The organism is Hydrocarboniphaga effusa AP103 (assembly GCF_000271305.1).
Classification (GTDB): Bacteria; Pseudomonadota; Gammaproteobacteria; order Nevskiales; family Nevskiaceae; genus Hydrocarboniphaga; species Hydrocarboniphaga effusa.
In genome coordinates this window covers 348931-372519 of the sequence record NZ_AKGD01000003.1, presented here as the reverse complement: position 1 = coordinate 372519, position 23589 = coordinate 348931, and the positions used below count along the sequence as shown (strand labels likewise).

20 protein-coding genes and 1 tRNA gene are annotated in these 23589 nt (G+C 65.0%); 10 read left to right on the top strand and 11 right to left on the bottom strand.

The window, feature by feature from the left end; translation table 11 throughout:
- Window positions 1–14 precede the first annotated feature (14 nt).
- Window positions 15–1481, bottom strand: coding sequence for an MBL fold metallo-hydrolase (locus tag WQQ_RS18055; RefSeq protein WP_007186687.1), 1467 nt, complete (start codon window positions 1479–1481; stop codon window positions 15–17).
- Between the two features lie 258 nt (window positions 1482–1739).
- Between WQQ_RS18055 and WQQ_RS18050 the strand changes: the two genes are divergently transcribed.
- From WQQ_RS18050 to WQQ_RS18040, 3 genes are all read left to right on the top strand, one after another.
- The gene (locus WQQ_RS18050; protein ID WP_007186686.1) at window positions 1740–2084 is read left to right on the top strand and encodes a HopJ type III effector protein; all 345 of its coding nucleotides are present in this window, start codon (window positions 1740–1742) and stop codon (window positions 2082–2084) included.
- A gap of 227 nt (window positions 2085–2311) precedes the next feature.
- Window positions 2312–5593 (top strand): fused isobutyryl-CoA mutase/GTPase IcmF, encoded by a 3282-nt coding sequence (gene icmF / locus WQQ_RS18045; protein WP_007186684.1) that lies wholly within the window; start codon window positions 2312–2314, stop codon window positions 5591–5593.
- 54 nt (window positions 5594–5647) lie between these two features.
- The gene (locus tag WQQ_RS18040; RefSeq protein ID WP_007186683.1) at window positions 5648–6493 is read left to right on the top strand and encodes a 3-hydroxybutyryl-CoA dehydrogenase; all 846 of its coding nucleotides are present in this window, start codon (window positions 5648–5650) and stop codon (window positions 6491–6493) included.
- Window positions 6494–6547: 54 nt separating this feature from the next.
- On the opposite strand, the gene WQQ_RS18035 is transcribed toward WQQ_RS18040, so the two are convergent.
- Together WQQ_RS18035 and WQQ_RS18030 are read right to left on the bottom strand one after the other, a co-directional pair.
- Entirely contained in the window at window positions 6548–7921 is a 1374-nt protein-coding gene (locus WQQ_RS18035) for a PQQ-dependent sugar dehydrogenase (protein ID WP_007186682.1), read from the bottom strand.
- A 102-nt stretch (window positions 7922–8023) separates the two neighbouring features.
- Window positions 8024–8899: a LysR family transcriptional regulator gene (locus WQQ_RS18030; RefSeq protein ID WP_007186681.1), complete on the bottom strand. Its 876-nt coding sequence runs from the start codon at window positions 8897–8899 to the stop codon at window positions 8024–8026.
- A 134-nt stretch (window positions 8900–9033) separates the two neighbouring features.
- Between WQQ_RS18030 and cysC the strand changes: the two genes are divergently transcribed.
- From cysC to WQQ_RS18005, 5 genes are all read left to right on the top strand, one after another.
- Complete coding sequence (cysC, locus tag WQQ_RS18025) at window positions 9034–9645, top strand: adenylyl-sulfate kinase (protein ID WP_007186680.1); 612 nt, start codon at window positions 9034–9036, stop codon at window positions 9643–9645.
- Window positions 9646–9770: 125 nt separating this feature from the next.
- Complete coding sequence (gene sat, locus WQQ_RS18020; RefSeq protein WP_007186679.1) at window positions 9771–10967, top strand: sulfate adenylyltransferase; 1197 nt, start codon at window positions 9771–9773, stop codon at window positions 10965–10967.
- 65 nt (window positions 10968–11032) lie between these two features.
- Window positions 11033–12001, top strand: coding sequence for a hypothetical protein (locus WQQ_RS18015; protein ID WP_007186678.1), 969 nt, complete (start codon window positions 11033–11035; stop codon window positions 11999–12001).
- Window positions 12002–12168: 167 nt separating this feature from the next.
- Window positions 12169–14025: a PAS domain-containing sensor histidine kinase gene (locus tag WQQ_RS18010; protein ID WP_007186677.1), complete on the top strand. Its 1857-nt coding sequence runs from the start codon at window positions 12169–12171 to the stop codon at window positions 14023–14025.
- Between the two features lie 3 nt (window positions 14026–14028).
- The gene (locus WQQ_RS18005; RefSeq protein ID WP_007186676.1) at window positions 14029–14397 is read left to right on the top strand and encodes a response regulator; all 369 of its coding nucleotides are present in this window, start codon (window positions 14029–14031) and stop codon (window positions 14395–14397) included.
- Between the two features lie 31 nt (window positions 14398–14428).
- On the opposite strand, the gene WQQ_RS24430 is transcribed toward WQQ_RS18005, so the two are convergent.
- From WQQ_RS24430 to WQQ_RS17970, 7 genes are all read right to left on the bottom strand, one after another.
- Complete coding sequence (locus tag WQQ_RS24430; RefSeq protein WP_157534762.1) at window positions 14429–15238, bottom strand: hypothetical protein; 810 nt, start codon at window positions 15236–15238, stop codon at window positions 14429–14431.
- A 41-nt stretch (window positions 15239–15279) separates the two neighbouring features.
- Window positions 15280–15353 (bottom strand) — tRNA-Gln (locus WQQ_RS17995).
- Between the two features lie 93 nt (window positions 15354–15446).
- Complete coding sequence (gene rpsI, locus WQQ_RS17990) at window positions 15447–15839, bottom strand: 30S ribosomal protein S9 (RefSeq protein WP_007186673.1); 393 nt, start codon at window positions 15837–15839, stop codon at window positions 15447–15449.
- Window positions 15840–15854: 15 nt separating this feature from the next.
- Window positions 15855–16292: a 50S ribosomal protein L13 gene (gene rplM, locus WQQ_RS17985; RefSeq protein ID WP_007186672.1), complete on the bottom strand. Its 438-nt coding sequence runs from the start codon at window positions 16290–16292 to the stop codon at window positions 15855–15857.
- 220 nt (window positions 16293–16512) lie between these two features.
- The gene (locus WQQ_RS17980) at window positions 16513–17574 is read right to left on the bottom strand and encodes a PilT/PilU family type 4a pilus ATPase (protein WP_007186671.1); all 1062 of its coding nucleotides are present in this window, start codon (window positions 17572–17574) and stop codon (window positions 16513–16515) included.
- Between the two features lie 13 nt (window positions 17575–17587).
- Window positions 17588–18751, bottom strand: coding sequence for a PilT/PilU family type 4a pilus ATPase (locus WQQ_RS17975; RefSeq protein WP_007186670.1), 1164 nt, complete (start codon window positions 18749–18751; stop codon window positions 17588–17590).
- A gap of 109 nt (window positions 18752–18860) precedes the next feature.
- Window positions 18861–19898 carry a type IV pilus twitching motility protein PilT gene (locus WQQ_RS17970; RefSeq protein ID WP_007186669.1) on the bottom strand — a complete coding sequence of 346 codons (1038 nt, stop codon included), beginning with the start codon at window positions 19896–19898 and terminating at the stop codon, window positions 18861–18863.
- Window positions 19899–19992: 94 nt separating this feature from the next.
- Between WQQ_RS17970 and WQQ_RS17965 the strand changes: the two genes are divergently transcribed.
- Both WQQ_RS17965 and rpiA read left to right on the top strand, forming a co-directional pair.
- Window positions 19993–20733, top strand: coding sequence for a YggS family pyridoxal phosphate-dependent enzyme (locus WQQ_RS17965; protein WP_007186668.1), 741 nt, complete (start codon window positions 19993–19995; stop codon window positions 20731–20733).
- Window positions 20734–20787: 54 nt separating this feature from the next.
- Window positions 20788–21450 carry a ribose-5-phosphate isomerase RpiA gene (gene rpiA, locus WQQ_RS17960; RefSeq protein ID WP_007186667.1) on the top strand — a complete coding sequence of 221 codons (663 nt, stop codon included), beginning with the start codon at window positions 20788–20790 and terminating at the stop codon, window positions 21448–21450.
- 100 nt (window positions 21451–21550) lie between these two features.
- On the opposite strand, the gene WQQ_RS17955 is transcribed toward rpiA, so the two are convergent.
- Complete coding sequence (locus WQQ_RS17955; protein ID WP_007186666.1) at window positions 21551–23368, bottom strand: DEAD/DEAH box helicase; 1818 nt, start codon at window positions 23366–23368, stop codon at window positions 21551–21553.
- Window positions 23369–23589: the final 221 nt, after the last annotated feature.

The following is a 23589-nucleotide window of genomic DNA, read 5'->3' as shown; positions in this document are numbered from 1 at the left end:
CGGATCCGGGCGACTCAATCGGACTTGCCGATCGCCAGCTTCAGATCGTTCAAGGCCACTGCGCCGGGGCCGTGCAGGGGCGCGATCTGCTCGACGTCGAGCGACAGCTTCTGCAGGTTCTCGTAGAGGTTGACCGAGTACGGGTTCGCGTTCGCCGGAGCCGGCGAGCCCGCAGGCAGCGGCGTGTAGGCGTCGGCTTCGATCAGGATCTTCTCGGCCGGCAGGTAGACGAGCGCGAATGCGTCGTTGTGCGTATTGCCCGCGATCTCGTGAACCTCGATCGTGCGCGCGCCGTCGCTCAGCACATGCTTGGCTGTGAAAGGCTCGAAGCTCGCGGTCTTCTTCGATTCCGACAGACGATCCGGATGGATCGAGTGCGGAGCCGCCCAGGCCGTCTTGTAGAACTCGACGTTGCCCTCGTGCGTAACGATGGTGGAGCCCTCGTCGACATAGCTGCGCAGGCCGCCCGAATGGTCGAAGTGCTGATGCGTGTTGATCAGGTACTTGATCGGCTTGTTCGGGATCACCTCCTTGACCTTGGCGATGACGGCCAGCGAACGCGCCTCGTCGAGTGGCGCTTCGACGACGACGACGTGATCCTTCTGCTCGATCGCGACGCTGTGGTGCGAGCCGCCGGTCAGGTAGTGCACGCCCTTGGCGATTTCGGTATCGACCACTGGCACGGCCTTGGCCTGCGCCACTTCGATCGGCACTGCGATGTCGACGCTCGGGTTGCGCTTGACCTGCTTGACGTCGAGTTCGAGCACCTTGTGGCTACCCTGGGTGCGCTCGATGTGCGACGGGAACTTCACGCCGTCGAAGTCGTTGTAGGCCGAGTAGCGCGTCTCCACCAGCGTGTCGCCGAGGATCGGATTGTCGATCCAGGTCTGCACGCGCTCGACTTCGTTCTTGGCGTTGAGAATGCCGACGTAGTGGTACTTGCCATCGAGCGTGAACGACACTTCGGTCGCGCCGTCGATGGCCTTGGCGATCGCGTGGTTCGCGATCGCGGCCTTCAGGAAACCATGTGGCGTCGCCCAGATTTCGGCCTGGCGTTCTTCGACCGCCGCGAACTGGGGGCTCACCGTCGGCGCGGTGCCCGGAGCAGTGTTGTTCGGCACCGCGAGGTTCCAGGCCACGTCACCGCTGACGAACTGCTGCGGCTTCTGCTCGACCGCGACCGGCCGCACGCGGTTGGGCTCGACCAGCTGCTTGCGCGCGATCTGCACCTGCGCGCTCGAAGTCTCGAAATTCACGTCGGCGACGTACTGGCTCAGCTCGTACTGCGGCCAGGCCAGCGACGGCGCCGGCGCCTGTCCGAACTGATACCAGCTGCCCGCTCCGGCGTACTCGATCGACTGGGTGTTGGCGATATCGAGCGCCTGCGCGGCCGCCTGCACCGGATCCTGCTGTTTCTTCGAGCAGCCCGCCGCCGCGAGCATCGTTGCAACCGCCAGTGAACCAACCGCAGCCTTCTTCATGGACCCGTTCATTGCCCCTCCTTGGGAGGCTTGGAAAATGTTTTCGGGGCAATGGGAGCAAGGGCCATACCGTTGCAGGACGCTTGCGCGGGAAGCCTTATTCCACCTGCACTTTTCGCATTGATGAGCCGCCATTGCGGCTCGCCCGGATCGGCTCTGTGCTGACTGCGATCCAGCTGGCTGCTGCGGTTGCAGCACCGCTGCTGCGCAGGCAACGGGCTAAACTGCGTGCCCTCTTTCACCCTTCCCCAAAGCTCCATGGCCCTGCCCGACTTCCTCCAGCGCCTGCGCGCGACACCCGAACGAATCGAGTTCGCCGACACCATCGCCGCCATCGAAAGCGCCTACCACTACGCGCCGACCGCGTTCCGCAACGGCGAGCTCCACAACGCGGCCGGACAGAACGGCGGCTCCTGCAAGATCTTCGCGTTCGCCAGGCTGCAAGGGCTATCGCAAGCCGAGACACTGGCCTGCTTCGGCCGCTATTACCGCGATGACGTGTTGCAGCATCCCGATGCCGTCGATCACCAGAACATCCGCAACTTCATGCACTCCGGCTGGAGTGGCGTGGCCTTCGAGGGCGAGGCGCTCAAGCCTCGCTGATTGGCAACGGATGCAAGCTGCCCGCTTACGCGGGCATTACCTTGGGTAGTTGACGGAACACGGAAACGCTGTTCGCCCGGCCCCTAATTCCTCAGCGGCGTCAGTCAGTTGCGACGCGCGGGCCGGGTGACCGAATCGGCCAAGACGGATGGCGCTTTCCGACATTCGCCGCAGGGCGGCGGGTTTCTAAACTGCGAGGCTGACACCCTGCCCGCCATGGACTCGCCATGACCGACCTCTCGATGCACGCCAAACCGGTTCCCTACAAGGCCAAGAACAAGGTCCGCTTCGTCACCGCCGCCTCGCTGTTCGACGGCCACGACGCCACCGTCAACATCATGCGCCGCATCCTGCAGAGCACTGGCGCCGAGGTGATCCACCTGGGTCACAACCGCTCGGTCGGCGAGATCGTCAACGCGGCGCTGCAGGAGGACGTGCAAGGCCTCTGCATCACGAGCTACCAGGGCGGCCACAACGAATATTTCCGCTACATGATCGACCTGCTGCGCGCCAACGGCGGCGACAACATCAAGGTCTACGGCGGCGGCGGCGGCGTGATCGTCAACAAGGAGATCAAGGAACTCATGGAATACGGTGTGACGCGCCTGTATTCCCCCGAAGACGGCGCGATCATGGGCCTGCAGGGCATGATCAACGACGTCATGCAGGGCTGCGATTACGATCTCACGCAGTTCTCCCCGAAGGCCGAGGACGCGGTCACCGCGCTGCGTTCGGGCGATCGCCGCGCACTCGCGCGCACGATCACCGCGATCGAGAACGGCGCCTACTCTGACGACGTCAAGCAGGCGATCCGCGACGCGGCCGCCGGCATCAAGACGCCCTCGCTCGGCATCACCGGCACCGGCGGCGCCGGCAAGTCCTCGCTGACCGACGAACTCGTGCTGCGCCTGCGCCTCGACCAGGACGATGCGCTCAAGGTCGCGATCATCTCCATCGACCCGTCGCGCAAGCGCACCGGCGGCGCGCTGCTGGGCGACCGCATCCGCATGAACGCGATCGAGCCGTGGACCGAAGGCAAGAACAACATCTTCATGCGCTCGCTCGCGACGCGCGACACCGGCAGCGAGCTGTCGGCCGCGCTGCCGGAAGTCATCGCCGCCTGCAAGCTCTCGGGCTTCGATCTGGTGATCGTCGAGACCTCGGGCATCGGCCAGGGCGACGCGGCGATCGTGCCGTTCGTCGATACGAGCCTGTACGTGATGACGCCCGAGTTCGGCGCGGCTTCGCAGCTCGAGAAGATCGACATGCTCGACTTCGCCGATTTCGTCGCGATCAACAAGTTCGATCGCAAGGGCGCGGACGATGCGCTGCGCGATGTGCGCAAGCAGTACCAGCGCAATCGCGAGCGCTTCATGGAAAGCACCGAGAAAATGCCGGTCTACGGCACCATGGCCTCGCGCTTCAACGACGACGGCGTGACGGCGCTGTACCAGGCCATCGCGGTCAAGCTCAAGGACATCGGCCTGAAGCTCGCCGACGGCAAGCTGCCGAAAGTCACGGTGAAGTCCTCGTCGGCCGGCCGCGCGATCGTGCCGCCGGATCGCGTGCGCTATCTCGCCGAAATCGCCGATGCCGTGCGCGGTTATCACAAGGAAATCGCGCGCCAGTCGCGCGCGGCGCGCGAGCGCCAGTCGCTGATCACCGCCAAGGCCTTGTTCGAAGCCAGCGGCGAGAAGCCCTCGGGCTTCGACAAGCTGATCGACGCCAAGAACGGCGAACTGACGACCTGGGCCAAGCAGGCGCTCGAAGCCTGGCCGGCGACGTTTGCGCGTTATCAGCAAGACGAAGACGTGGTGAAGATCCGCGACAAGGAGATCCGCACCCGCCAGACCACCGAATCGCTGTCGGGCACCAAGATCCGCAAGGTTGCGCTGCCGCGTTTCGAGGACGAAGGCGAAATCCTGCGCTTCCTGATGCGCGAGAACGTGCCGGGCTATTTTCCGTTCACGGCCGGCACCTTCCCGTTCAAGCGCGAGGGCGAAGACCCGACGCGCATGTTCGCGGGCGAAGGCGATGCCTTCCGCACCAATCGCCGTTTCAAGCACGTCAGCCAGGGCATGCCGGCGCATCGCCTGTCGACGGCCTTCGACTCGGTGACGCTCTATGGACAAGACCCCGACCTGCGCCCGGACATCTACGGCAAGGTCGGCAACTCGGGCGTTTCGATCGCGACGCTCGACGACATGAAGGTGCTCTACGACGGCTTCGATCTGTGCGCGCCGACGACCTCGGTGTCGATGACGATCAATGGCCCGGCGCCGATGCTGCTCGCCATGTTCATGAACACGGCGGTCGATCAGCAGGTCGAGGCGTTCAAGAGCAAGAGCCAGCGTGAGCCGAATTCCGAAGAGTACGCGCAGATCAAGGCCAGGACGCTGTCGACCGTGCGCGGCACCGTGCAGGCCGACATCCTCAAGGAGGACCAGGGCCAGAACACCTGCATCTTCAGCACCGAATTCGCGCTCAAGATGATGGGCGACATCCAGCAGTATTTCGTCGATCACAAGGTGCAGAACTTCTACTCGGTGTCGATCTCGGGCTATCACATCGCCGAGGCCGGTGCGAACCCGATCAGCCAGCTCGCGTTTACGCTCGCCAACGGCTTCACCTACGTGGAGTCGTATCTCGCGCGCGGCATGCACATCGACAGCTTCGCGCCGAACCTGAGCTTCTTCTTCAGCAACGGCATGGATCCGGAATACACGGTAATCGGCCGCGTCGCGCGTCGCATCTGGGCGGTGGCGATGAAGAACCGTTACGGCGGCAACGAGCGCAGCCAGAAGCTCAAGTACCACGTGCAGACTTCCGGCCGCTCGCTGCACGCGCAGGAGATGAACTTCAACGACATCCGCACGACCTTGCAGGCCCTGCTCGCGATCAACGACAACTGCAACTCGCTGCACACCAATGCCTACGATGAGGCGATCACCACGCCGACCGAGGAATCGGTGCGCCGTGCGATGGCGATCCAGCTCATCATCAACCGCGAATTCGGCCTCGCCAAGAACGAGAACTCACTGCAGGGCAGCTTCATCATCGACGAGCTGACCGATCTGGTCGAAGAAGCCGTGCTCAAGGAATTCGAGGCGATCGCCTCTCGCGGCGGCGTGCTCGGCGCGATGGAAACCGGCTATCAGCGCGGCAAGATCCAGGAAGAATCGCTGTACTACGAGCACAAGAAGCACGACGGCTCGCTGCCGATCATCGGCGTCAACACCTTCCGCAACCCGAACGGCGACGACGCGCTGCAGGAGATCGAACTCGCGCGCTCGACCGACGACGAGAAGCAGAGCCAGCTCAAGCGCCTGGCCGAGTTCCAGTCGCGCAATGCGGATCAGTCGACGGCGATGCAGCAGCGCCTGCGCGATGTGGCGGTGGCCGGCGGCAATCTGTTCGAAGTGCTGATGGACGCGGTGCGCGTCTGCTCGCTCGGCCAGATCAGCCAGACACTGTTCGAAGTCGGCGGCCGCTATCGCCGCAACATGTAATCAGGCTGCCGGGCCAGCGCAACGAACAACGTAACGAACAAGCAAGGGACAGAAATGAGCAAGACCATCGGCGTCATCGGCGCCGGCATCATGGGCAACGGCATCGCGCAGGTCAGCGCGGCGGCGGGCCTCAACGTGATCATGGTGGACATCAACGACGCAGCGCTCGAACGCGGTTTGGCGAGCATCGCCGCGAGCCTCGACAAGCTCGTCAAGAAAGACAAGATCAGCGCGGCCGAGCGTGAAGCCACACTGGCCCGCATCAGCAGGACCACGGACTACGGCCAGCTCGCGACGGCCGATCTGGTCATCGAAGCGGCCACCGAAAACCTCGAGATCAAGAAGCGCATCCTCAAGCAGGCCGATGGCGTCATGCGGGCCGATGCGATCCTGGCGACCAACACCTCGTCGATCTCGATCACCGAACTCGCCGCGAGCACCACGCGCCCGGATCGCTTCGTCGGCCTGCATTTCTTCAATCCGGTTCCGCTGATGCAGCTCGTCGAAGTCATCAGCGGACTGGCGACTTCGCAGCAGACGCAGGAGAGCATCGCCGAATTCGCGCGCGCGATCGGCAAGGCGCCGATCGGGGTTCGCAACAGCCCGGGCTTCGCGGTGAATCGCATCCTGTGCCCGATGATCAACGAGGCGATCTTCACGCTGCAGGAAGGCGTGGCGACGGCCGAGGACATCGACACCGGCATGAAGCTAGGCTGCGGACATCCGATCGGCCCGCTCGCGCTCGCCGATCTCGTCGGTCTCGACACGCTGCTGTCGGTGATGGAAGTGTTCTATCGCGATTTCGGCGATACCAAGTACCGCCCCGCTCCGCTGCTGCGCGAAATGGTCGCGGCCGGCCGCTATGGCCGCAAGAGCGGCGAAGGCTTCTACAAGTATTGAGCCGAAACCTCGACTCGCCGCGCCGTGCATCGACGCGCAGCGCGGCGAGTCGAATCACATGTCCGTCGTCGAAGCCGGCTGCGCCTCGTCGGCCGGAATCTCGTTCGGCGCAGGCGCCGCGGTCACGCGCCAGATCGTGTTGCCGACGTCATCGGCCACCAGCAACGCGCCCTTGCCGTCGAGCGCGACGCCCACCGGCCTGCCCTGCGCCTCGCCCTTGGCGTTGACGAAGCCGGCGAGCACGTCGACCGGCATGCCGTTGGGCTTGCCGTTCGCGAACGGAACGAAGATCACTTTGTAGCCGCTGCGCGGCCGGCGGTTCCAGGAGCCATGCTGTCCGATGAACATGCCTTCGCTGAAAGCCGGCAGCGACGAGCCTTTCGCGGCGGCCAGGCCTAGCGAGGCCGTGTGCGGACCGAGCGCGTAATCGGGCACCGTCGCGGCTTTCAGGCGCACGTTGTCCGGCACCGGAATGCGCGCGTCGGCGTGATCGCCGTAATAGAAATAAGGCCAGCCGTAGAACGCGCCGTCCTTCACCGAAGTCATGTAGTCGGGAACCAGGTCGCTGCCGATTTCGTCGCGTTCGTTGACGATGGTCCAGAGTTCGCCACTCGTGGGCTCCCAGGCCAGGCCGTTCGGATTGCGCAGGCCGGTCGCGAAGGCGCGGGATTCGCCGCTCGCGATATCCACTTCCCAGATTTCGGCGCGGCCTTTCTCGGCCTCCATGCCGTTCTCGCCGACGTTGCTGTTCGAGCCCGTGGTGACGTAGAGCTTGCTGCCGTCCGCGCTCGCGATGAGGTTCTTGGTCCAGTGATGGTTGCGCGGCCCGGCCGGCAGATCGACGATCTTCCTGCCTGGCTCGGTGATCTGCCTGGCGCCGGCCACGTACGGAAAGCGCAGCACCGCATCGGTGTTGGCGACGTACAGCGAATCGCCGACCACGGCCATGCCGAACGGCGAGTTGAGATTTTCGAGATACACCGAGCGCTGGTCGGCGATGCCGTCGCCATCGGAATCGACGAGCAGCGTGAGGCGATTGGCGCTCGGCACGCCGGCGCCTGCGCGCTTCATCACCATTTTCTGGATGCGCGCCTTGAGGCCTTTTTCGTCCTCGGGCTTGGGCGGCGCGTTGGTTTCGGCCACCAGCACGCCGCCGTCGGGCAGCACGCAGAGCCAGCGCGGATGCTCGAGCTGCTGCGCGAACGCCGCCACGGTCGCGCCTTCGGCCGCGATCGGCTTGCCGTTCGCAGGCCAGCCCTTGGCCTTGGCGATCTCGACGACCGGGATCAGCGACTTCTTCGGCTCCGGCAGCGTCGGATTGGCCCCGTATCCGGATTCGATCGGCAGTGAGGCACTGCCTCCGCAGGCGCTCAAGGCGCTGGCGGCGACGAGGGCCGGAATCAGACTCAGCGAGGCGAGATGTTTCATCGAAGCTCCCTTGCAGACATCGATCGTCTTTTGGATCGGCGAACTATGACCAGCGCCGGCGAACGAGGAATGAATCGCGTACCGGAGCGCCGACCGACCGGCTCAGTGCTCCTCGAGCAGCTGCGTAAAGGCTTCGAGCGCCGGGCTCGGCCAGGCATTGCGCAATTGCACGCGGTACAGCGGCCGCTGGATACGCAGACCTTTCACCGGCACAACGCTCAGGATGCCGGCCGCGACTTCGGTGCGGATCGCCAGCGAGGACAGAAACGCCACGCCGACGCCGGTCGCCACCGTTTGCTTGAGCGCCTCGCTGCTCGCGAGCGTCATCGCCGGGCGAATGTCGAGCTTGCGCGCGCGCAGCACACCTTCGGTCACCGCTCGCGTGCCCGAGCCTTCCTCGTGCATGAGCAGCGCGTGATCTGCGAGCGCGGCAACCGGGATCGGAGCGCGCGCGACGAGCGGGTGCGTCGGCGCCGCGATCAGCACGAGGTCGTCCTGCGCGAACAGCTTGTAGTCCAGCTCGCTGCCGACCACGCCCTCGGCGAAGCCGATGTCGATCTCGCCCGCGACCAGCTTGGCTTCGATGGCCTGGGTGTTCTCGACACGCAGCGAAAGCCCCACGTCCGGATGGCGGCGACGGAATTCGGCGAGCAGCGGCGGCAGCAGGTAGGCGCCGATGGTGCGGCTCGCCCCGATCGCGATGCGCCCGCGCGCGAGCTGCTTGAGATCGCCGAGCGCGCGCTCGGCCTCGGCCTCGATCGCGAACAGGCGATTCGCGTAGCCGAGCAGCAGGCGTCCGGCCTCGGTCGCGCGCACGCCGCGCGGCAGCCGATCGAACAGCGTGAGTCCCAAGGTGCCCTCGAATTCGCCGAGCTGCTTGGAGACCGCGGACTGGCTGATGTGCAGGCGCTGGGCTCCTCCGCTGATGCTGCCGCTCAGGGCCACGGCCTGGAATATCGATAGATGATTCAGGTTCATTCAAACATGAATAAAAGTGATGCTTTGCATGGTTATATTGCATTTTCAATATGGAAGCGAGGCGCCTAGAATCACCGGCGTTTCGATCCACCGCATTCACGACAGCCCGCCGACGGGCGCAACGAAGGACACCCATGACCGAACAGAAAGCCACCAACGTGCACTGGCACGAGGGCGAAGTGACCCGCGCCGACCGCGCCAAGCTGCTGGGCCAGAAAGGCGCCACGATCTGGTTCACCGGCCTGTCGGGCTCGGGCAAGAGCACCGTCGCGGTCGCGCTCGAAAAGGCGCTGTTCGCGCAGGGCCGCCTGTCGTATCGCCTCGACGGCGACAACGTGCGCCTGGGCATCAACAAGAACCTCGGCTTCTCGGCCGAAGACCGCGCCGAGAACATCCGCCGCATCGGCGAGATCGCCAAGCTGTTCGTCGATTCGGGCGTAATCGTGCTGTCGAGCTTCGTTTCGCCGTACAAGGCCGATCGCGACGTGGTGCGCAAACTGCACGAGGCCGGCGGCATGGACTTCATCGAGGTCTACGTCGACGTGCCGCTCGCCGAAGCCGAGAAGCGCGATCCCAAGGGCCTGTACAAGAAGGCCCGCGCCGGCGAGATCAAGAACTTCACGGGCATCAGCGATCCCTACGAAGCGCCGGAGAACCCCGAACTGGTGCTGCCGAGCCATGAGCTGAGCCTGGAGCAGGAAGTCGACGTGCTGCTCAAGCTGCTCAAAGAGCGCGGCGTCCTCTAAAGACGCTCCATGAGGGCCGTCATTCCCGCGCAGGCGGGAGTCCAGCCCCGACCGTTGCGCAGAGCTTCCAGAACTGGATTCCCGCCTGCGCGGGAATGACAAATCAAACGAATCGAGACTCACACATGACGATCAAGCCCCACGGCTCCGACACGCTCAATCCGCTCTACGTCGCCGACAAGTCGCAGCGCGAAGAACTGCTCGCCGAAGCTTCGAGCCTGCCGAGCCTGCTGCTCAACTCCGCTGCCGCCGCCAACGCGGTGATGCTCGCCGCCGGCTATTTCAACCCGCTCGCGGGCTACATGAACAAGGCCGACGCGCTGTCCGTCGCCAAGGATCTGAAGACGACCTCGGGCCTGTTCTGGCCGGTGCCGATCCTCAACCTGACCAGCGAAGCCGGCATCAAGCCCGGCAAGCTCGCGCTGCGCGATCCGAACGTCGAGGGTCACCCGATCATCGCGATCCAGGACGTGCAGGCCGTCGAGACCTTCAGCGACGAGGAACTGCAGTTCATCGCCAAGGAAATCTTCGGCAACCTCGACGCCAAGCATCCGGGCGTGCAGACCTTCCTGAAGCTCGGCAAGACCGTGGTCTCGGGCCCCATCCAGGTGCTGAACTACAGCTACTTCCCGGAAGAATTCCCGGACACCTTCCGTACCGCCGTCGAGATCCGCAAGGAGATCGAAACGCGCGGCTGGAAGAAGGTCGTCGCGTTCCAGACGCGCAACCCGATGCACCGCGCGCACGAGGAGCTTTGCCGCATGGCGGCCGAGCGCCTGCAGGCCGACGGCATCGTGATCCACATGCTGCTCGGCAAGCTCAAGGAAGGCGACATTCCGGCCGACGTGCGTGACGCCTGCATCCGCACGATGGTGGAGCACTACTTCCCGAAGAACTCTGTGATGATCACCGGCTACGGCTTCGACATGCTCTACGCCGGCCCGCGCGAGGCCGTGCTGCACGCGGTATTCCGCCAGAACATGGGCGCCGATTACCTGATCGTCGGCCGCGACCACGCGGGCGTCGGCGACTTCTACGGCCCCTTCGATGCGCAGACCATCTTTGACGAGCGCGTGCCCGCCGATGCGCTGAAGATCCAGATCTTCCGCGCCGACAACACCGCCTTCAGCAAGAAGCTCGGCCGCGTGGTGATGATGCGCGAAGCGCCCGATCACACGCCGGAAGACTTCATCGCGCTGTCGGGCACCAAGGTGCGCCAGATGCTCGGCCAGGGCATCGCCCCGCCGCCGGAATTCTCGCGTCCGGAAGTGGCCAAGGTGCTGATGAACTACTACCAGATCCTCGACGCCAAGCAGGGCTGAGGTCTGTCTCCCTCACCCGCCGTGCGCGGGAGAGGGATTCAAAAGAAATCCGAGGGGAACCCAACATGGCCTACATCGACGTTTTCAACGGCGATGCCGACGGCATTTGCGCGCTGACCCAGCTGCATCTCGCCCATCCGCGTGACGCCAGGCTCGTCACCGGCGTGAAGCGCGACATCGAGCTGCTCGAACAGGTCACTGCCGCGGCCGGCGACACCGTCACGGTGCTCGACGTGTCGCTCGACAAGAACCGCGCTGCGCTGATCAAAGTGCTAGAAGCCGGAGCCGACGTCTTCTACGTCGATCACCACTTCGCCGGCGACATTCCGCAGAGCCCGCGCCTGAAGGCGCACATCAACGAAGCGCCCGACGTCTGCACGAGCCTGCTCGTCAACGGCGAGCTGCAGAATCGCTTCGTGGCCTGGGCCGTGGTCGGCGCCTACGGCGACAACCTCAGGAAGTCCGCCGAGACGGTCGCCAAGCCGCTCGCGCTGACGCCGACCCAACTCGGCCAGCTCGAAGACCTCGGCACCTACCTGAACTACAACGGCTACGGCGAGCGCATCGAAGACCTGCACTTCGCGCCCGACGCGCTGTTCCGGCTCGTCAGCCGCCATGAATCGCCGTTCGGCTTCATCGCCGATGCGCGCGAGCATTTCGAAAAGCTCGCCGACGGCTACAAGACCGACATGGGCAGGGCCGAATCGACGAAGCCGATCGCCGGCTCCACCGACGACGCCGCACTGCTCGTGCTGCCCGACGAGCCCTGGGCGCGTCGGGTCAGCGGCGTCTACAGCAATGACCTCGTCAACCTGTTCCCGGATCGCGCCCACGCGGTGCTCACCGAGAAGGCCGGCGGAGGCTATCTGATCAGCGTGCGCGCCCCTCTCAACCGCAAGAAAGGCGCGGACGAGCTGTGCCGCCAGTTCCCGACCGGCGGCGGCCGTGCGGCCGCGGCGGGCATCAACCACCTGCCGGACGATCAGCTCGGCGCGTTCACGCAGGCCTTCACGACGCAGTTCGCACGCAGCTGAGGCGGCGCTCCGGCGCCCGCCACGGCGCCGAAACCCGCTACGACGCAACGCTCAGCCGGCACATGGCGACCATGTGTCGGCTGATTCGTTTTCGTCGCCGGAATTCCCATATGAAGTGAGCAATTGAATCGCCCACGGACCGGGTGTCGTGAAGAGGCGAAAGCGAAATGGATCGAGACCCGGCGAAGCGGTCGTTCGACGACCTGGTGCTGCGCGAGACACCCGACGCGGTGATTCTCACGCTGCCCGACGGGCGCGTGCGCTACTGGGGCAAGGGTGCCGAGGCGATCTTCGGATTCACCGATGGCGAGGCGGTCGGCCAGTTGCTCGAAGATCTCGTCGTCCCGGCCGATCGCAAGGAAGAAGAGCGCAACATCCACCGGCAGACGCTGGCCAACGGCCTGTGCCAGTACGAATCGCTGCGCCGCCGCAAGGACGGCTCGCTGGTCTACGTCGACATCTCGAGCAAGGCGATTCACGACGCCGAAGGCAATACCGACTACGTGCTGTCGACCAAGAAGGACATCACGCTGCTCAAGCTGCAGCGCGACGCCAAGATGGTCGAGGCGCAGTTTCGCGACCTGCTCGATTCCACACCTGACGGAATCGTCATGGTCAATCCGACCGGTCGCATCGTGCTCGCCAACAAGCAGGCCGAAAGCCTGTTCGGCTACCAGCCCGGCGAGCTGCGCGGGCAGCCGATCGAAGTCCTGTTGCCGCAGCGCTATCGCGGCGCCCATGTCGGCCACCGGTCGAGCTACTTCTCGCAGTCGCGCATCCGCACCATGGGCGCCGGCCTGGAGCTTTATGGCGTGCGCAAGGACGGCGCCGAGTTCCCGGTCGAAATCAGCCTGTCGCCGCTCAAGACCGAGGAAGGCATGCTGGTGATGAGCGCGATTCGCGACATCTCCGACCGCAAGCGGGCCGAGCAGAAATTCCGCGGCCTGCTCGAATCGGCACCCGATGCGATCGTCATCGTCAACCGCAACGGCGAGATCGTGCTGGTGAATTCGCAGACCGAGCGCCTGTTCGGCTATCCGCGACAAGAGCTGCTCGGCCAGCGCGTCGACGTGCTGGTTCCGCTGCGCTTCCGTGACGCGCATCCGAGAGCGCGCGGCAACTTCTTCGCGCACCCGGCGCCGCGGGCGATGGGCGCGGGCCTGGAACTGTTCGGGCTGCGCCGCGACGGCACCGAGTTTCCGGTGGAGATCAGCCTGTCGCCGCTCGAAACCGAGGAAGGCGTGCTGGTGTCGAGCGCGATCCGCGACATCTCCGACCGCAAGCGCATCGAGCATGCCTTGCAGGAGCGCAACGTCGAGCTCAACAACGCGATCCTCGCCAAGGACCGCTTTCTCGCCAGCATGTCGCACGAGTTGCGCACGCCGCTCAACGCCGTGATCGGCTTCACCAGCATGCTGCTGATGCGCCTGCCCGGCCCGCTCACCGACGAGCAGGACCAGCAGCTGCGACTGATCAAGTCGAGCGCGGCGCATCTGCTCTCGCTGATCAACGATCTGCTCGACCTCGCCAAGATCGAGTCGGGCAAGGTGGAGCTGCACCTGGAGCCGGTCGATTGCCGCGCGGTGCTCGACGAAGTGGCCGCCACCCTGCGCCCGCTCGCGGAGGCCAAGGCGCTCGACTTCGAGCTCGAGGCGGCCGAGCCGCTGCACATCAGGGCCGATCGCCGGGCGCTATCGCAGATCGTCATCAACCTCGCCAACAACGCAATCAAGTTCACCGAGCATGGACGTGTGGTCGTGAGCCTCGTGCGGCACGGCGGCCAGGTGGAGATCGCCGTGCGTGACAGCGGAATCGGCATCCGGACCGAGGAAGTGGCTCGCCTGTTCGAACCGTTCGCCCAGCTTGGCGGCGACACCGCGCGTGCACGCGAAGGCAGCGGCCTGGGCCTGCACCTGTCGCAGAAACTCGCCGCGCTGCTCGGCGGCCGCATCGAGTGCCGGAGCACTTACGGCGAAGGCAGCGTCTTCACCCTGTTCCTACCCACTGCCCTTCCGGAAGCCTGAGCCATGGCACGCATCCTCGTGATCGAAGACAACCCGGCCAGCCTGCACCTGATGCAGTACGTGCTGAAAGCCTTTCAGCACCAGCCGCTCACCGCGACCAATGGGGCGAGCGGCATCGAGATCGCCCAGCGCGAACGGCCGAACCTGATTCTCTGCGACATCAACATGCCCGGAACCAGCGGCTACGAAGTGCTGGCCAGGCTCAAGAACGACCCGGGCACCGCCGATCTGCCGGTGGTCGCGGTGACGGCGCTGGCCATGGTCGGTGACCGCGATCGCATCCTCAAAGCCGGCTTCGACGGCTATCTCGCCAAGCCGGTCGACCCCGAGGCTTTCGTGAAGGACGTCGAGGTGTTTCTGGGCAAGGCGTAGGCTGCCCCAGACCGTTCGAGCATGCGTTCGGTCACCGCGAGATCCGCTGCAGCTGCGGGCCGGCATCCGGCGACGGGTTCGGCCGGGGCTGCGCATCGGACGCCGCAAACGGCGCCTCGTTCGTAGCGAGCATCGGCACGGTCACATCGTCAAGGCCCATGCGCATCGCGATCTGCAGCTCCGGCGACAGGCTTGCGAGGTCCGAGCGGCGATAAGGCCGGCGCGAGCAGCTCCGCTCGTAAGTGGACCGCAGCTGGCCGATCGCGAGCACCTGGCGACCGAACTGATCCGCCTGCGCGTTGAACGCCAGGCGCTCCCGCTCGAATTGCTGAGCCACCGCATGAGGCAGGCGGTTGCCGGCCGCCATCGCGGCCCCACGCTGGTTGATGGCGTTGCGCTGAACCGCGAGCGCGCCATTGAGCTGTATCAGCCGCATCGACTCCCGGCGCAGCGTCAGCGCCTGGGTCGCGCAGTTCTGCAACTGATCGAAGCTCATACGCGGCCCAAGCGCGTCGTTCGAGCAGTCGACCGTCCCGGCTGGCCGGCCCGGCGAGCAAAGCGGCAGCACGGTCTGGGTGCTGGGCGGCGGCAAGGGTGTCGAAGCGAGTGGCGCGAACCGCCAGTCAAGCGGCAGAGGCGGCACAGGTGGCTGTTCGGGCGCAATGACCGGCTTGGCAGCACAGGCCGACAAGGCCATGGCCGTAAGGCAGATGGCCATAGAAAACCGACGGGCACGTGACGCCTGCATGGCGAATCGATCAACCGAAGCGAACAAGCCCTGAGCATAGGCGCAGCGTCGGCTTGCCGTCATCTGCGCGCCCTGAAGTCGGGCCAGAAACAAAAAACCCTTCGCAAGCTGACGATTGCGAAGGGTTTGGATATTGGCTGGGGGACTAGGACTCGAACCTAGATAACGGGAATCAGAATCCCGGGTCCTACCATTAGACGATCCCCCAGCAGGGACCTGCGGAGCGCGCGATTCTACAGCCCTTGCACGCTCTTCCCAAGCTCTTTCTGCAACAGCAGAAAGAGCTTGGCGAGTACCGCGATTAACGCTTGGAGTACTGCGGAGCGCGGCGGGCCTTGTGCAGACCGACCTTCTTACGCTCGACTTCACGCGCGTCGCGAGTGACCAGGCCGGCGTCACGCAGCGTCTTGCGCAGCGATTCGTCGTACTGGATCAGGGCGCGGGTGATGCCATGACGGATCGCGCCGGCCTGGCCCGAGGGGCCGCCACCGGAAACCGTCACATAGATATCGAAGCGGGTCAGCGCGTCGACGAGTTCGAGCGGCTGACGGACCAGCATGCGGCTGGTCTCACGGCCGAAATAATCTTCGACCGACTTGCTGTTGATGGTGATCGCGCCGGAGCCCGGCTTGAGGAAGACGCGAGCCGCGGCGGTCTTGCGGCGGCCGGTACCGTAATTCTGGGTGGTAGCCATGTTCGTTCAGACCGATTAAATGTTGAGGGGCAGCGGCTGCTGCGCGGTGTGCGGGTGCTCGGCACCGGCGTACACCTTGAGCTTGCGGAAGTTCGCGTAGCCCAGCGGGCCGCGCGGGAGCATGCCCTTCACGGCCTTCTCGAGCACGCGCTCTGGATGCTTGGCCAACAGGTCGGACAGAGCCGTCTTCTTGATGCCGCCCGGGTGTTCGGTGTGGCGCCAGTAGATCTTGCCGTTCTGGCCGTCGAGCTTGTTGCCGGTGACGTGGATCTTGGCAGCGTTGATCACGACGATGTAATCGCCGGTGTCGACGTGCGGGGTGAATTCGGGCTTGTGCTTGCCGCGCAGGCGACGCGCGATTTCGGAGGCCAGTCGGCCCAGCGTCTTGCCGTCGGCATCCACGACATACCATTCGCGCTTGACGGTTTCGCCCTTCGCCATGAAGGTCTTCATCGTTCAATCTCAGTTAGCCCACGGTACGTGGGTCGTTATAGTTCAGTTTCCCGACGCGGCCCTACAGCGGCAACGCCATGACAACGGGAAACCTCGAAGGGCGCGAATTTTAGGGGAGTGCCCCCGCAAAAAGCAAGATTTCTTTCGAGCCCGGCACGGTGTCCGATCAGCATTTCGCGCCCCGCCCTGCCGCGAGATGCCGGGTACGGCAGCCGATTCATCAGCCGCCGAAGTTGATCTTGGCCTCCAGGTTGGTCCTGGAATCGGCATTGTCGAGCGCCTCGTCGAGCTCGATGAGACCTTGTTTGTAGAGCCGGTAGAGCGACTGGTCGAAAGTCTGCATGCCCGGGCTGCTGCTCTGCTCCATGGCCGTGCGGACTTCGTCGATGCGCCGCGAGACGATCAGATCCTGGATCAGCGGGGTGTTGACGAGCACTTCGACGGCGGCGCAGCGCCGGCCGTCGCGACGGCGCACGAGGCGCTGCGAAACAATTGCGCGCAGGGTCAGCGACAGGTCGAGATAGAGCTGATCGCGCCGGTCCTGCGGGTACAGGTTGACGATGCGCTGCAAGGCCTGCGGGGCGTTGTTGGCATGCAGCGAGGACAGCGCCAGATGCCCCGTGTTGGCGAGCTGCACGCAGGAATCCATGGTTTCGCGCGTACGCACTTCGCCGATCAGAATCACATCGGGCGCCTCGCGCATCGCACCGACTAGCGCGCGCTCATAGCTCAGCGCGTCCTGGCCGACTTCGCGCTGGTTGACGATGGAGCGCAGGTTCGGATGCACGAACTCGATCGGGTCCTCGATCGTCAGAATGTGGCCGCTGGCTTCTTCGTTGCGATGATTGAGCATTGCAGCGAGCGTTGTGCTTTTGCCCGAGCCTGAGGCGCCGACGACGAGAACCAGCCCGCGCTTGTGCATGACCAGCGACTTGAGCACCTCGGGCACGTTGAGCTCGTCGAGTCGCGGCACCCTGGCCTTGACGTGCCGCAGCACGAAGGCGACCTGATTGCGCTGAAAGAACAAGTTCAGCCGGAAACGCCCGAACTCGCCGGCTTCGAGAGCGCAGTCGAGTTCGCGTTCGGCACTGAAGCGCGCCAGCTGGTCGGGCGTCAGCAGCTCGGCCGAAATGTCGGCGAGCATCGCGCCCGTCATCACCGTGCGACCGACGGCGTGCATCTCGCCTTCGATCTTGAGCATCGGCGGAGCGCCCGGCGTGAAGAACAGATCCGAGCCTTGGCGCTCGAAGGCCAGCTTCAGATAAGGCAGCAGGCTTTGCATGCGATCGACGATCCTACGGGCGCAGCTTCTGGCCGGACTCGGTCTTCATCTGCAGGCTCAGTACGCCTTCGTCCTCCTGCAGGTTCTGCCGTGCCCGCTTGGATTCGAGCTTCACGCGCAGGCGCAGCTCGTTCTGCGAATCGGCATTGCGCAGCGCTTCTTCGATGCCGATGACGCCGTCTTCGAAAAGGCGATACAGGAACTGATCGAAAGTCACCATGCCCTGCTCGTTCGAGCGCGCCATGACTTCCTTGATCGCATGCACTTCCCCCTTGAAGATCAAATCGGAGATCAGCGGCGAGTTGATCAGAATTTCCATCGCCGCCGCGCGTCCGCCGCCGGCCTTGCGCACGAGACGCTGGCTGATGATGGAGCGCAGGTTCAGCGACAGATCCATCAGCAACTGCTCGCGCTTCTCTTCGGGGAAGAAATTGATGATGCGATCCAGCGCCTGGTTCGCGCTGTTGGCATGCAAGGTCGACAGCACGAGATGGCCGGTTTCGGCGAAGTTGATCGCGTACTCCATGGTCTCGCGCGTGCGGATCTCACCGATCAGGATCACGTCGGGCGCCTGGCGCAGCGTGTTCTTGAGCGCCATCTCCCAGCTTTGCGTATCCACGCCCACTTCACGCTGCGTGATCATGCAACCGTCGTGCGGATGCACGTACTCGACCGGATCCTCGATCGTGATGATGTGGCCTTTCGAGTTCGCGTTGCGATAACCGAGCATCGCCGCGAGCGAGGTGCTCTTGCCCGAGCCCGTCGCGCCGACCATCAGCACCAGCCCGCGCTTGGCCATGACGATGTCCTTGAGCTGCTCCGGCAGCTGCAAGTCGTCGAAGGTCGGAATCGTGGTATTGATCGTGCGCAGCACGCCACCGACGCGGCCTTGCTGCACGAAGGCGTTGACGCGAAAGCGCCCGATCGCGGGCGGGGCGATCGCGAAATTGCACTCGTTGGTCGCTTCGAACTCCTTGAGCTGGCGATCGTTCATGATCGCGCGCATCAGCGCGGCGGAATCCTCGGCCCTCAGCGGCTCGTCCATCACCGGCGTGAGCGCGCCGTCGAGCTTGATCGCGGGCGGAAAGCCGGCGCTGATGAACAGATCCGAGCCGTTGCGCTGCTTCATGAGCATGAGCAGTTGCTGGACCAGCTTGATCGCGTGTTCGCGTTCCATGGCTTTTACCGGGAGACGGGGAACCGGAGACGCAAGACGCAGCGGCTGTCTCGGCAAGAGTTTTGGCTTTTTCGTTTCACGTCTCTCGTCTCCCGTCTCTCGGCCGTCGTCACGCCAGCTCCAGCGGCTTGTTGGCCTTGCGCTTGGCCTCGTTCGCATCGACGAGGCCGCGCTTGACGAGCTCGCGCAGGCATTGCTCGAGCGTCTGCATGCCGTCGCGCTGGCCGGTCTGGATCGACGAATACATCTGCGCGATCTTGTTTTCGCGAATCAGATTCCGGATCGCCGGCGTGGCGATCATGATCTCGTGCGCGGCGACGCGGCCACCACCCTTCTTCTTCATGAGCGTCTGCGAAATCACCGCACGCAGACCTTCGGAGAGCATCGCGCGCGTCATTTCCTTTTCGGCCGCCGGGAACACGTCGACGATGCGATCGATGGTCTTGGCGGCCGACGACGTGTGCAGCGTGCCGAGCACCAGATGGCCGGTTTCCGCGGCCGTCAGCGCAAGGCGAATGGTTTCGAGATCGCGCATTTCGCCGACGAGGATCACGTCGGGGTCTTCGCGCAGCGCCGAGCGCAGCGCTTCCGAAAAGCCGAGCGTATCGCGGTGCACTTCGCGCTGGTTGATGAGGCACTTCTTCGACTGATGCACGAACTCGATCGGATCCTCGATCGTCAGGATATGCCCGTGTTCGGTTTCGTTCTTGTGATCGACCATCGCCGCCAGCGTGGTCGACTTGCCCGAGCCGGTCGGCCCGGTAACGAGGATCAGCCCGCGCGGCGTATCGGCCAGATCCTTGAAGATGGACGGAGCCTTGAGTTCGTCGAGCGTGAGGATCTTCGACGGAATGGTGCGAAACACCGCACCGGCACCGCGCGCATGATTGAACGCGTTCACGCGAAAGCGCGCGAGCCCGGGGATCTCGAACGAGAAATCCGTCTCCAGAAACTCGTCGTAAGCCTTGCGCTGCTTGTCGTTCATGATGTCGTAGACCATGTCATGAACTTGCTTGTGATCGAGCGGCGGCAGATCGATGCGGCGCACGTCGCCATCGACGCGGATCATCGGTTCGACGCCAGCCGACAGATGCAGGTCGGACGCGCCCTGGCGAACCCCGAAAGTCAGCAATTGCGCGATATCCATGCGGGTCGTCGAACGTCTTTTTGGGGGCGATAAGCGTTGCAAGGACACTATCGGCAATAATTCGCCCCCGCAACTTCAAGCCGCTCCGCTGCCGATGTCCGATCCGACCGCCCATCCGAATGACTCGACGACTGCCCCCGCGAGCGAGCGCCTGGCCGCCGTGCTGGGCCGCATCGACGCCGCGCGCGAGTCCTGTGGACGAGCGCCCGGCTCGGTTCGGCTGCTCGCGGTATCGAAGACGTTTTCCGTGCAGGCGATGAGCGAAGTGCTCGCCGCCGGCCAGCGCGATTTCGGCGAAAGCTATTTGCAGGAAGCGCTGCCCAAGATCGCGGCCCTGCGCGATCGCGGCGCCTGCTGGCATTTCATCGGGCCGATCCAGTCGAACAAGACGCGCGAGATCGCGGCGCAGTTCGATTGGGTGCACGGCATCGAGCGGCTCAGGATCGCCCAGCGACTGTCCGATCAGCGCCCACCCGAACTCGCGCCGCTGCAGGTTTGCGTGCAGGTGAATATTTCGGGTGAGGCGAGCAAATCGGGCTGCGGACCGGCCGAGGCTGGGGAACTCTGCCGGGCCATCGCGGCGCTGCCGCGGCTGGCCCTGCGCGGCGTGATGGCGATTCCGGCTCCGGCCGAAGACGAACGGGACGCCCGGGCCCCGTACGCGCGCCTGCGCCGGCTGTTCGACGAGATAAAATCCACACTGCCGGACGAGGCTGCGGCGAAGTTCGACACGATTTCGGCCGGCATGTCGGACGATCTCGAAGCCGCGATCGCAGAAGGCAGCACGCTGGTGCGCATCGGCACCGCGCTGTTCGGCGAGCGCGACTATTCGTAAGACCGTCTCATATCCCTTCAACAACGTCACAACAACACATCCCAAGGAAATCCGATGAGTCAGGATCTGGCCAAGCGCAAGGCCGCCGAAGCGGCGCTCAAGTACGTCGTCCAGGGCGAGATGCTGGGGGTCGGCACCGGCTCGACGGTGAATCACTTCATCGATCTGCTCGCCGAGCGCCATTTCGACATCCAGGCCGCCGTGTCCTCCTCCGAAGCGAGCACGCAGCGCCTGCTCAAGCATGGCTTCAAGGTCATCGAACTCAACAGCGCGGGCCCGCTGTCGGTCTATGTCGACGGTGCCGACGAGTCGAACTACCAGCTGCAGCTCATCAAGGGCGGCGGCGCGGCGCTCACGCGCGAGAAGATCATCGCGGGAGCGAGCAAGACCTTCGTCTGCATCGCCGACGAATCCAAGCTCGTGAAGACGCTCGGCAAGTTCCCGCTGCCGGTCGAGGTGATCCCGATGGCGCGCAGCTTCGTCGCGCGCGAACTCGTGAAGCTCGGTGGCCGTCCAGTGCTGCGCGAGAACGTGGTCACCGACAACGGCAATCCGATCATCGACGTGCACGACCTGCAGATCGCCCAGCCGCTAGCGCTGGAGACGGCGATCAACGCGATTCCAGGCGTGGTGACGGTGGGCCTGTTCGCGCATCGTCCGGCGGATCGACTCATTCTGGGCTCGCCCGATGGCGTGCGCGAAGTGATGCCGAGCTGAAGCCCGACCGGGGGCTTGCGCGCTTCCGCGCTGGCCCACCCCTGCGGCGGACAGAAAAATGGCGGCCATCGGGCCGCCATTTTTCTGTTGGCGCGTTCGCTCAGCGCGGGCCGCGGTAGTTGCCGCGATTGCCACCGCCCGGACGCGAGTTGCCGCCATCGGCACGGTTTCCATCCGCCTCGCCGCGAGGGCGGCCCTGGCCGCCTCCGCCGTTACTACCCTGCGGACGCCCCTGCCCTTGGCCACCGCCATTGCCGCGGCGCTGTCCGCCACCACCGTTTCCACGAGGAGCGCCGCCACCGCCGCCATGGCCACCGCGACCGCGGAACGGGCGATGAGCGTGATCCCACTCGGGAGCCCGGTTCACGTTGATGCTGGGCCCGCTCTCGAGGCCTTCGTCCTGCAACACCGGTTCGGGAAGACGCGTATTGCCGATGTTGTCGTCGTCGATCTGCGCCCGCGGAGCCGTGTTCTGCTGCGGCGGGCGACCACCTGGACGGCCGTTCGCGTTCGGGCGGCCGTCGGGACGCCCATGTGAACGCCCACCCGGACGCGCTTCGGAGCGCCGATCCGACCGCTGCTCGCCATGACGGCGCTCGCCACCGCGGCCATCGCGGCCCTCGGCCTGGCGCTGACCGCCACCGTTGCCACCCCCACCGTGGGCTCGGCGCGGCTGGTCGCTGCGCTGCCCCTGACCGCCGCCGCGGCGCTGGCCGTGACGCGGCTGCATCGGCGGACGCGGGGCTTCTTCGGGCTCCGGGTTCAGGCTCTTGCTGCCGAGTTCGAAGCCTTCGACCATGAAGCCCGGCAGCTCCTTCCTGAGCAGCTTGCGGATAGCCTTGAGCTCGTCCATCTCGTCGGCCGAAACCAGCGAGATCGCCTCGCCGCCCGCGCCCGCACGACCGGTGCGGCCGATGCGGTGCACGTAGTCTTCCGGCACGTTCGGCAACTCGAAATTGACCACGTGTGGCAGCTGCTCGATGTCCAGGCCGCGCGCCGCGATATCGGTGGCGACCAGTGTGCGGACCGTTCCGGCCTTGAACTCGGCGAGCGCCTTGGTGCGCGCGTTCTGGCTCTTGTTGCCGTGCAGCGCGGCCGAGCTGATGTTCCACTTCTGCAGCTTTTCGACGAGACGATTGGCCCCGTGCTTGGTGCGCGTGAAGACCAGCGTCTGCTGCCAGTTGCCGCTCGAGATCAGGTACGACAGCAGCTCGCTCTTGCGGCCCTTGTCGACGTAGACCACGCGCTGCTCGACGGTGTCGGCCGCGGCGTTGCGCGGGGCGATGTCGATGGTGGCGGGGTTGTTGAGGAAGCCGTGCGCGAGCTTGCGGATGTCGTCGGAGAACGTCGCCGAGAACATCAGGTTCTGGCGCTGCTTCGGCAGCGTTGCGATCACGCGCTTGATGTCGTGGATGAAGCCCATGTCGAGCATGCGGTCGGCTTCGTCGAGGATCAGCATTTCGACCGCCGACAGATCGATGGTGCGCTGGCCGACGTGGTCGAGCAGGCGGCCCGGAGTGGCGACGAGGATGTCGACGCCGTGGCGCAGCACGTCGATCTGCGGGTTGATGCTCACGCCGCCGAAGATCACGGTGGTCTTGAGCGGCAGATGGCCGCCGTAGGTGCGCACGCTCTGCGCGACCTGCGCGGCAAGTTCGCGAGTCGGCGTCAGCACCAGCGCGAGCGGCTTCTTCGGCGCGCCGGAAACGCCTTGGGCGCGGCGCTGGATGAGTCGGTGCAGCAAGGGCAGCGTGAAGGCCGCGGTCTTGCCGGTGCCGGTCTGCGCGGCGGCGAGCAGATCGCCTCCCTGCAGAATGACCGGGATGGCTTGCGCCTGGATCGGCGTCGGCTGGGTATAGCCTTCGGCAGCAACAGCGCGCAGCAGGCCTTCGTCGAGGCCCAGATCGGTGAACAGCATGTAGTTGGTAACTCCTGAACGCGCCTGGGCCACGACTGATGCGTGGGCGAACCGGTTCAGGCCGCAATGAGTGGGTATCGAGGAAGCCGCGAAAGGAGCGGACCGCGAGCCTTGCGTGGAGTGAGCAGGCCCGTGGTTTGGGGCTTTGCTCGTGGCGCCAACCGGTGGGCGCCTGACACAAGTGGGGTGCAGTATAGACAGATGTCCGCTTATTGACAAAA

Bases quoted from the DNA above. Each gene is read 5' to 3' on its own strand.
- WQQ_RS18055 (WP_007186687.1), bottom strand. From the start codon at position 1,481: ATGAAGAAGGCTGCGGTTGGTTCACTGGCGGTTGCAACGATGCTCGCG.
- WQQ_RS18050 (WP_007186686.1), top strand. From the start codon at position 1,740: ATGGCCCTGCCCGACTTCCTCCAGCGCCTGCGCGCGACACCCGAACGA.
- icmF (WP_007186684.1), top strand. From the start codon at position 2,312: ATGACCGACCTCTCGATGCACGCCAAACCGGTTCCCTACAAGGCCAAG.
- WQQ_RS18040 (WP_007186683.1), top strand. From the start codon at position 5,648: ATGAGCAAGACCATCGGCGTCATCGGCGCCGGCATCATGGGCAACGGC.
- WQQ_RS18035 (WP_007186682.1), bottom strand. From the start codon at position 7,921: ATGAAACATCTCGCCTCGCTGAGTCTGATTCCGGCCCTCGTCGCCGCC.
- WQQ_RS18030 (WP_007186681.1), bottom strand. From the start codon at position 8,899: ATGAACCTGAATCATCTATCGATATTCCAGGCCGTGGCCCTGAGCGGC.
- cysC (WP_007186680.1), top strand. From the start codon at position 9,034: ATGACCGAACAGAAAGCCACCAACGTGCACTGGCACGAGGGCGAAGTG.
- sat (WP_007186679.1), top strand. From the start codon at position 9,771: ATGACGATCAAGCCCCACGGCTCCGACACGCTCAATCCGCTCTACGTC.
- WQQ_RS18015 (WP_007186678.1), top strand. From the start codon at position 11,033: ATGGCCTACATCGACGTTTTCAACGGCGATGCCGACGGCATTTGCGCG.
- WQQ_RS18010 (WP_007186677.1), top strand. From the start codon at position 12,169: ATGGATCGAGACCCGGCGAAGCGGTCGTTCGACGACCTGGTGCTGCGC.
- WQQ_RS18005 (WP_007186676.1), top strand. From the start codon at position 14,029: ATGGCACGCATCCTCGTGATCGAAGACAACCCGGCCAGCCTGCACCTG.
- rpsI (WP_007186673.1), bottom strand. From the start codon at position 15,839: ATGGCTACCACCCAGAATTACGGTACCGGCCGCCGCAAGACCGCCGCG.
- rplM (WP_007186672.1), bottom strand. From the start codon at position 16,292: ATGAAGACCTTCATGGCGAAGGGCGAAACCGTCAAGCGCGAATGGTAT.
- WQQ_RS17980 (WP_007186671.1), bottom strand. From the start codon at position 17,574: ATGCAAAGCCTGCTGCCTTATCTGAAGCTGGCCTTCGAGCGCCAAGGC.
- WQQ_RS17975 (WP_007186670.1), bottom strand. From the start codon at position 18,751: ATGGAACGCGAACACGCGATCAAGCTGGTCCAGCAACTGCTCATGCTC.
- WQQ_RS17970 (WP_007186669.1), bottom strand. From the start codon at position 19,898: ATGGATATCGCGCAATTGCTGACTTTCGGGGTTCGCCAGGGCGCGTCC.
- WQQ_RS17965 (WP_007186668.1), top strand. From the start codon at position 19,993: ATGTCCGATCCGACCGCCCATCCGAATGACTCGACGACTGCCCCCGCG.
- rpiA (WP_007186667.1), top strand. From the start codon at position 20,788: ATGAGTCAGGATCTGGCCAAGCGCAAGGCCGCCGAAGCGGCGCTCAAG.
- WQQ_RS17955 (WP_007186666.1), bottom strand. From the start codon at position 23,368: ATGCTGTTCACCGATCTGGGCCTCGACGAAGGCCTGCTGCGCGCTGTT.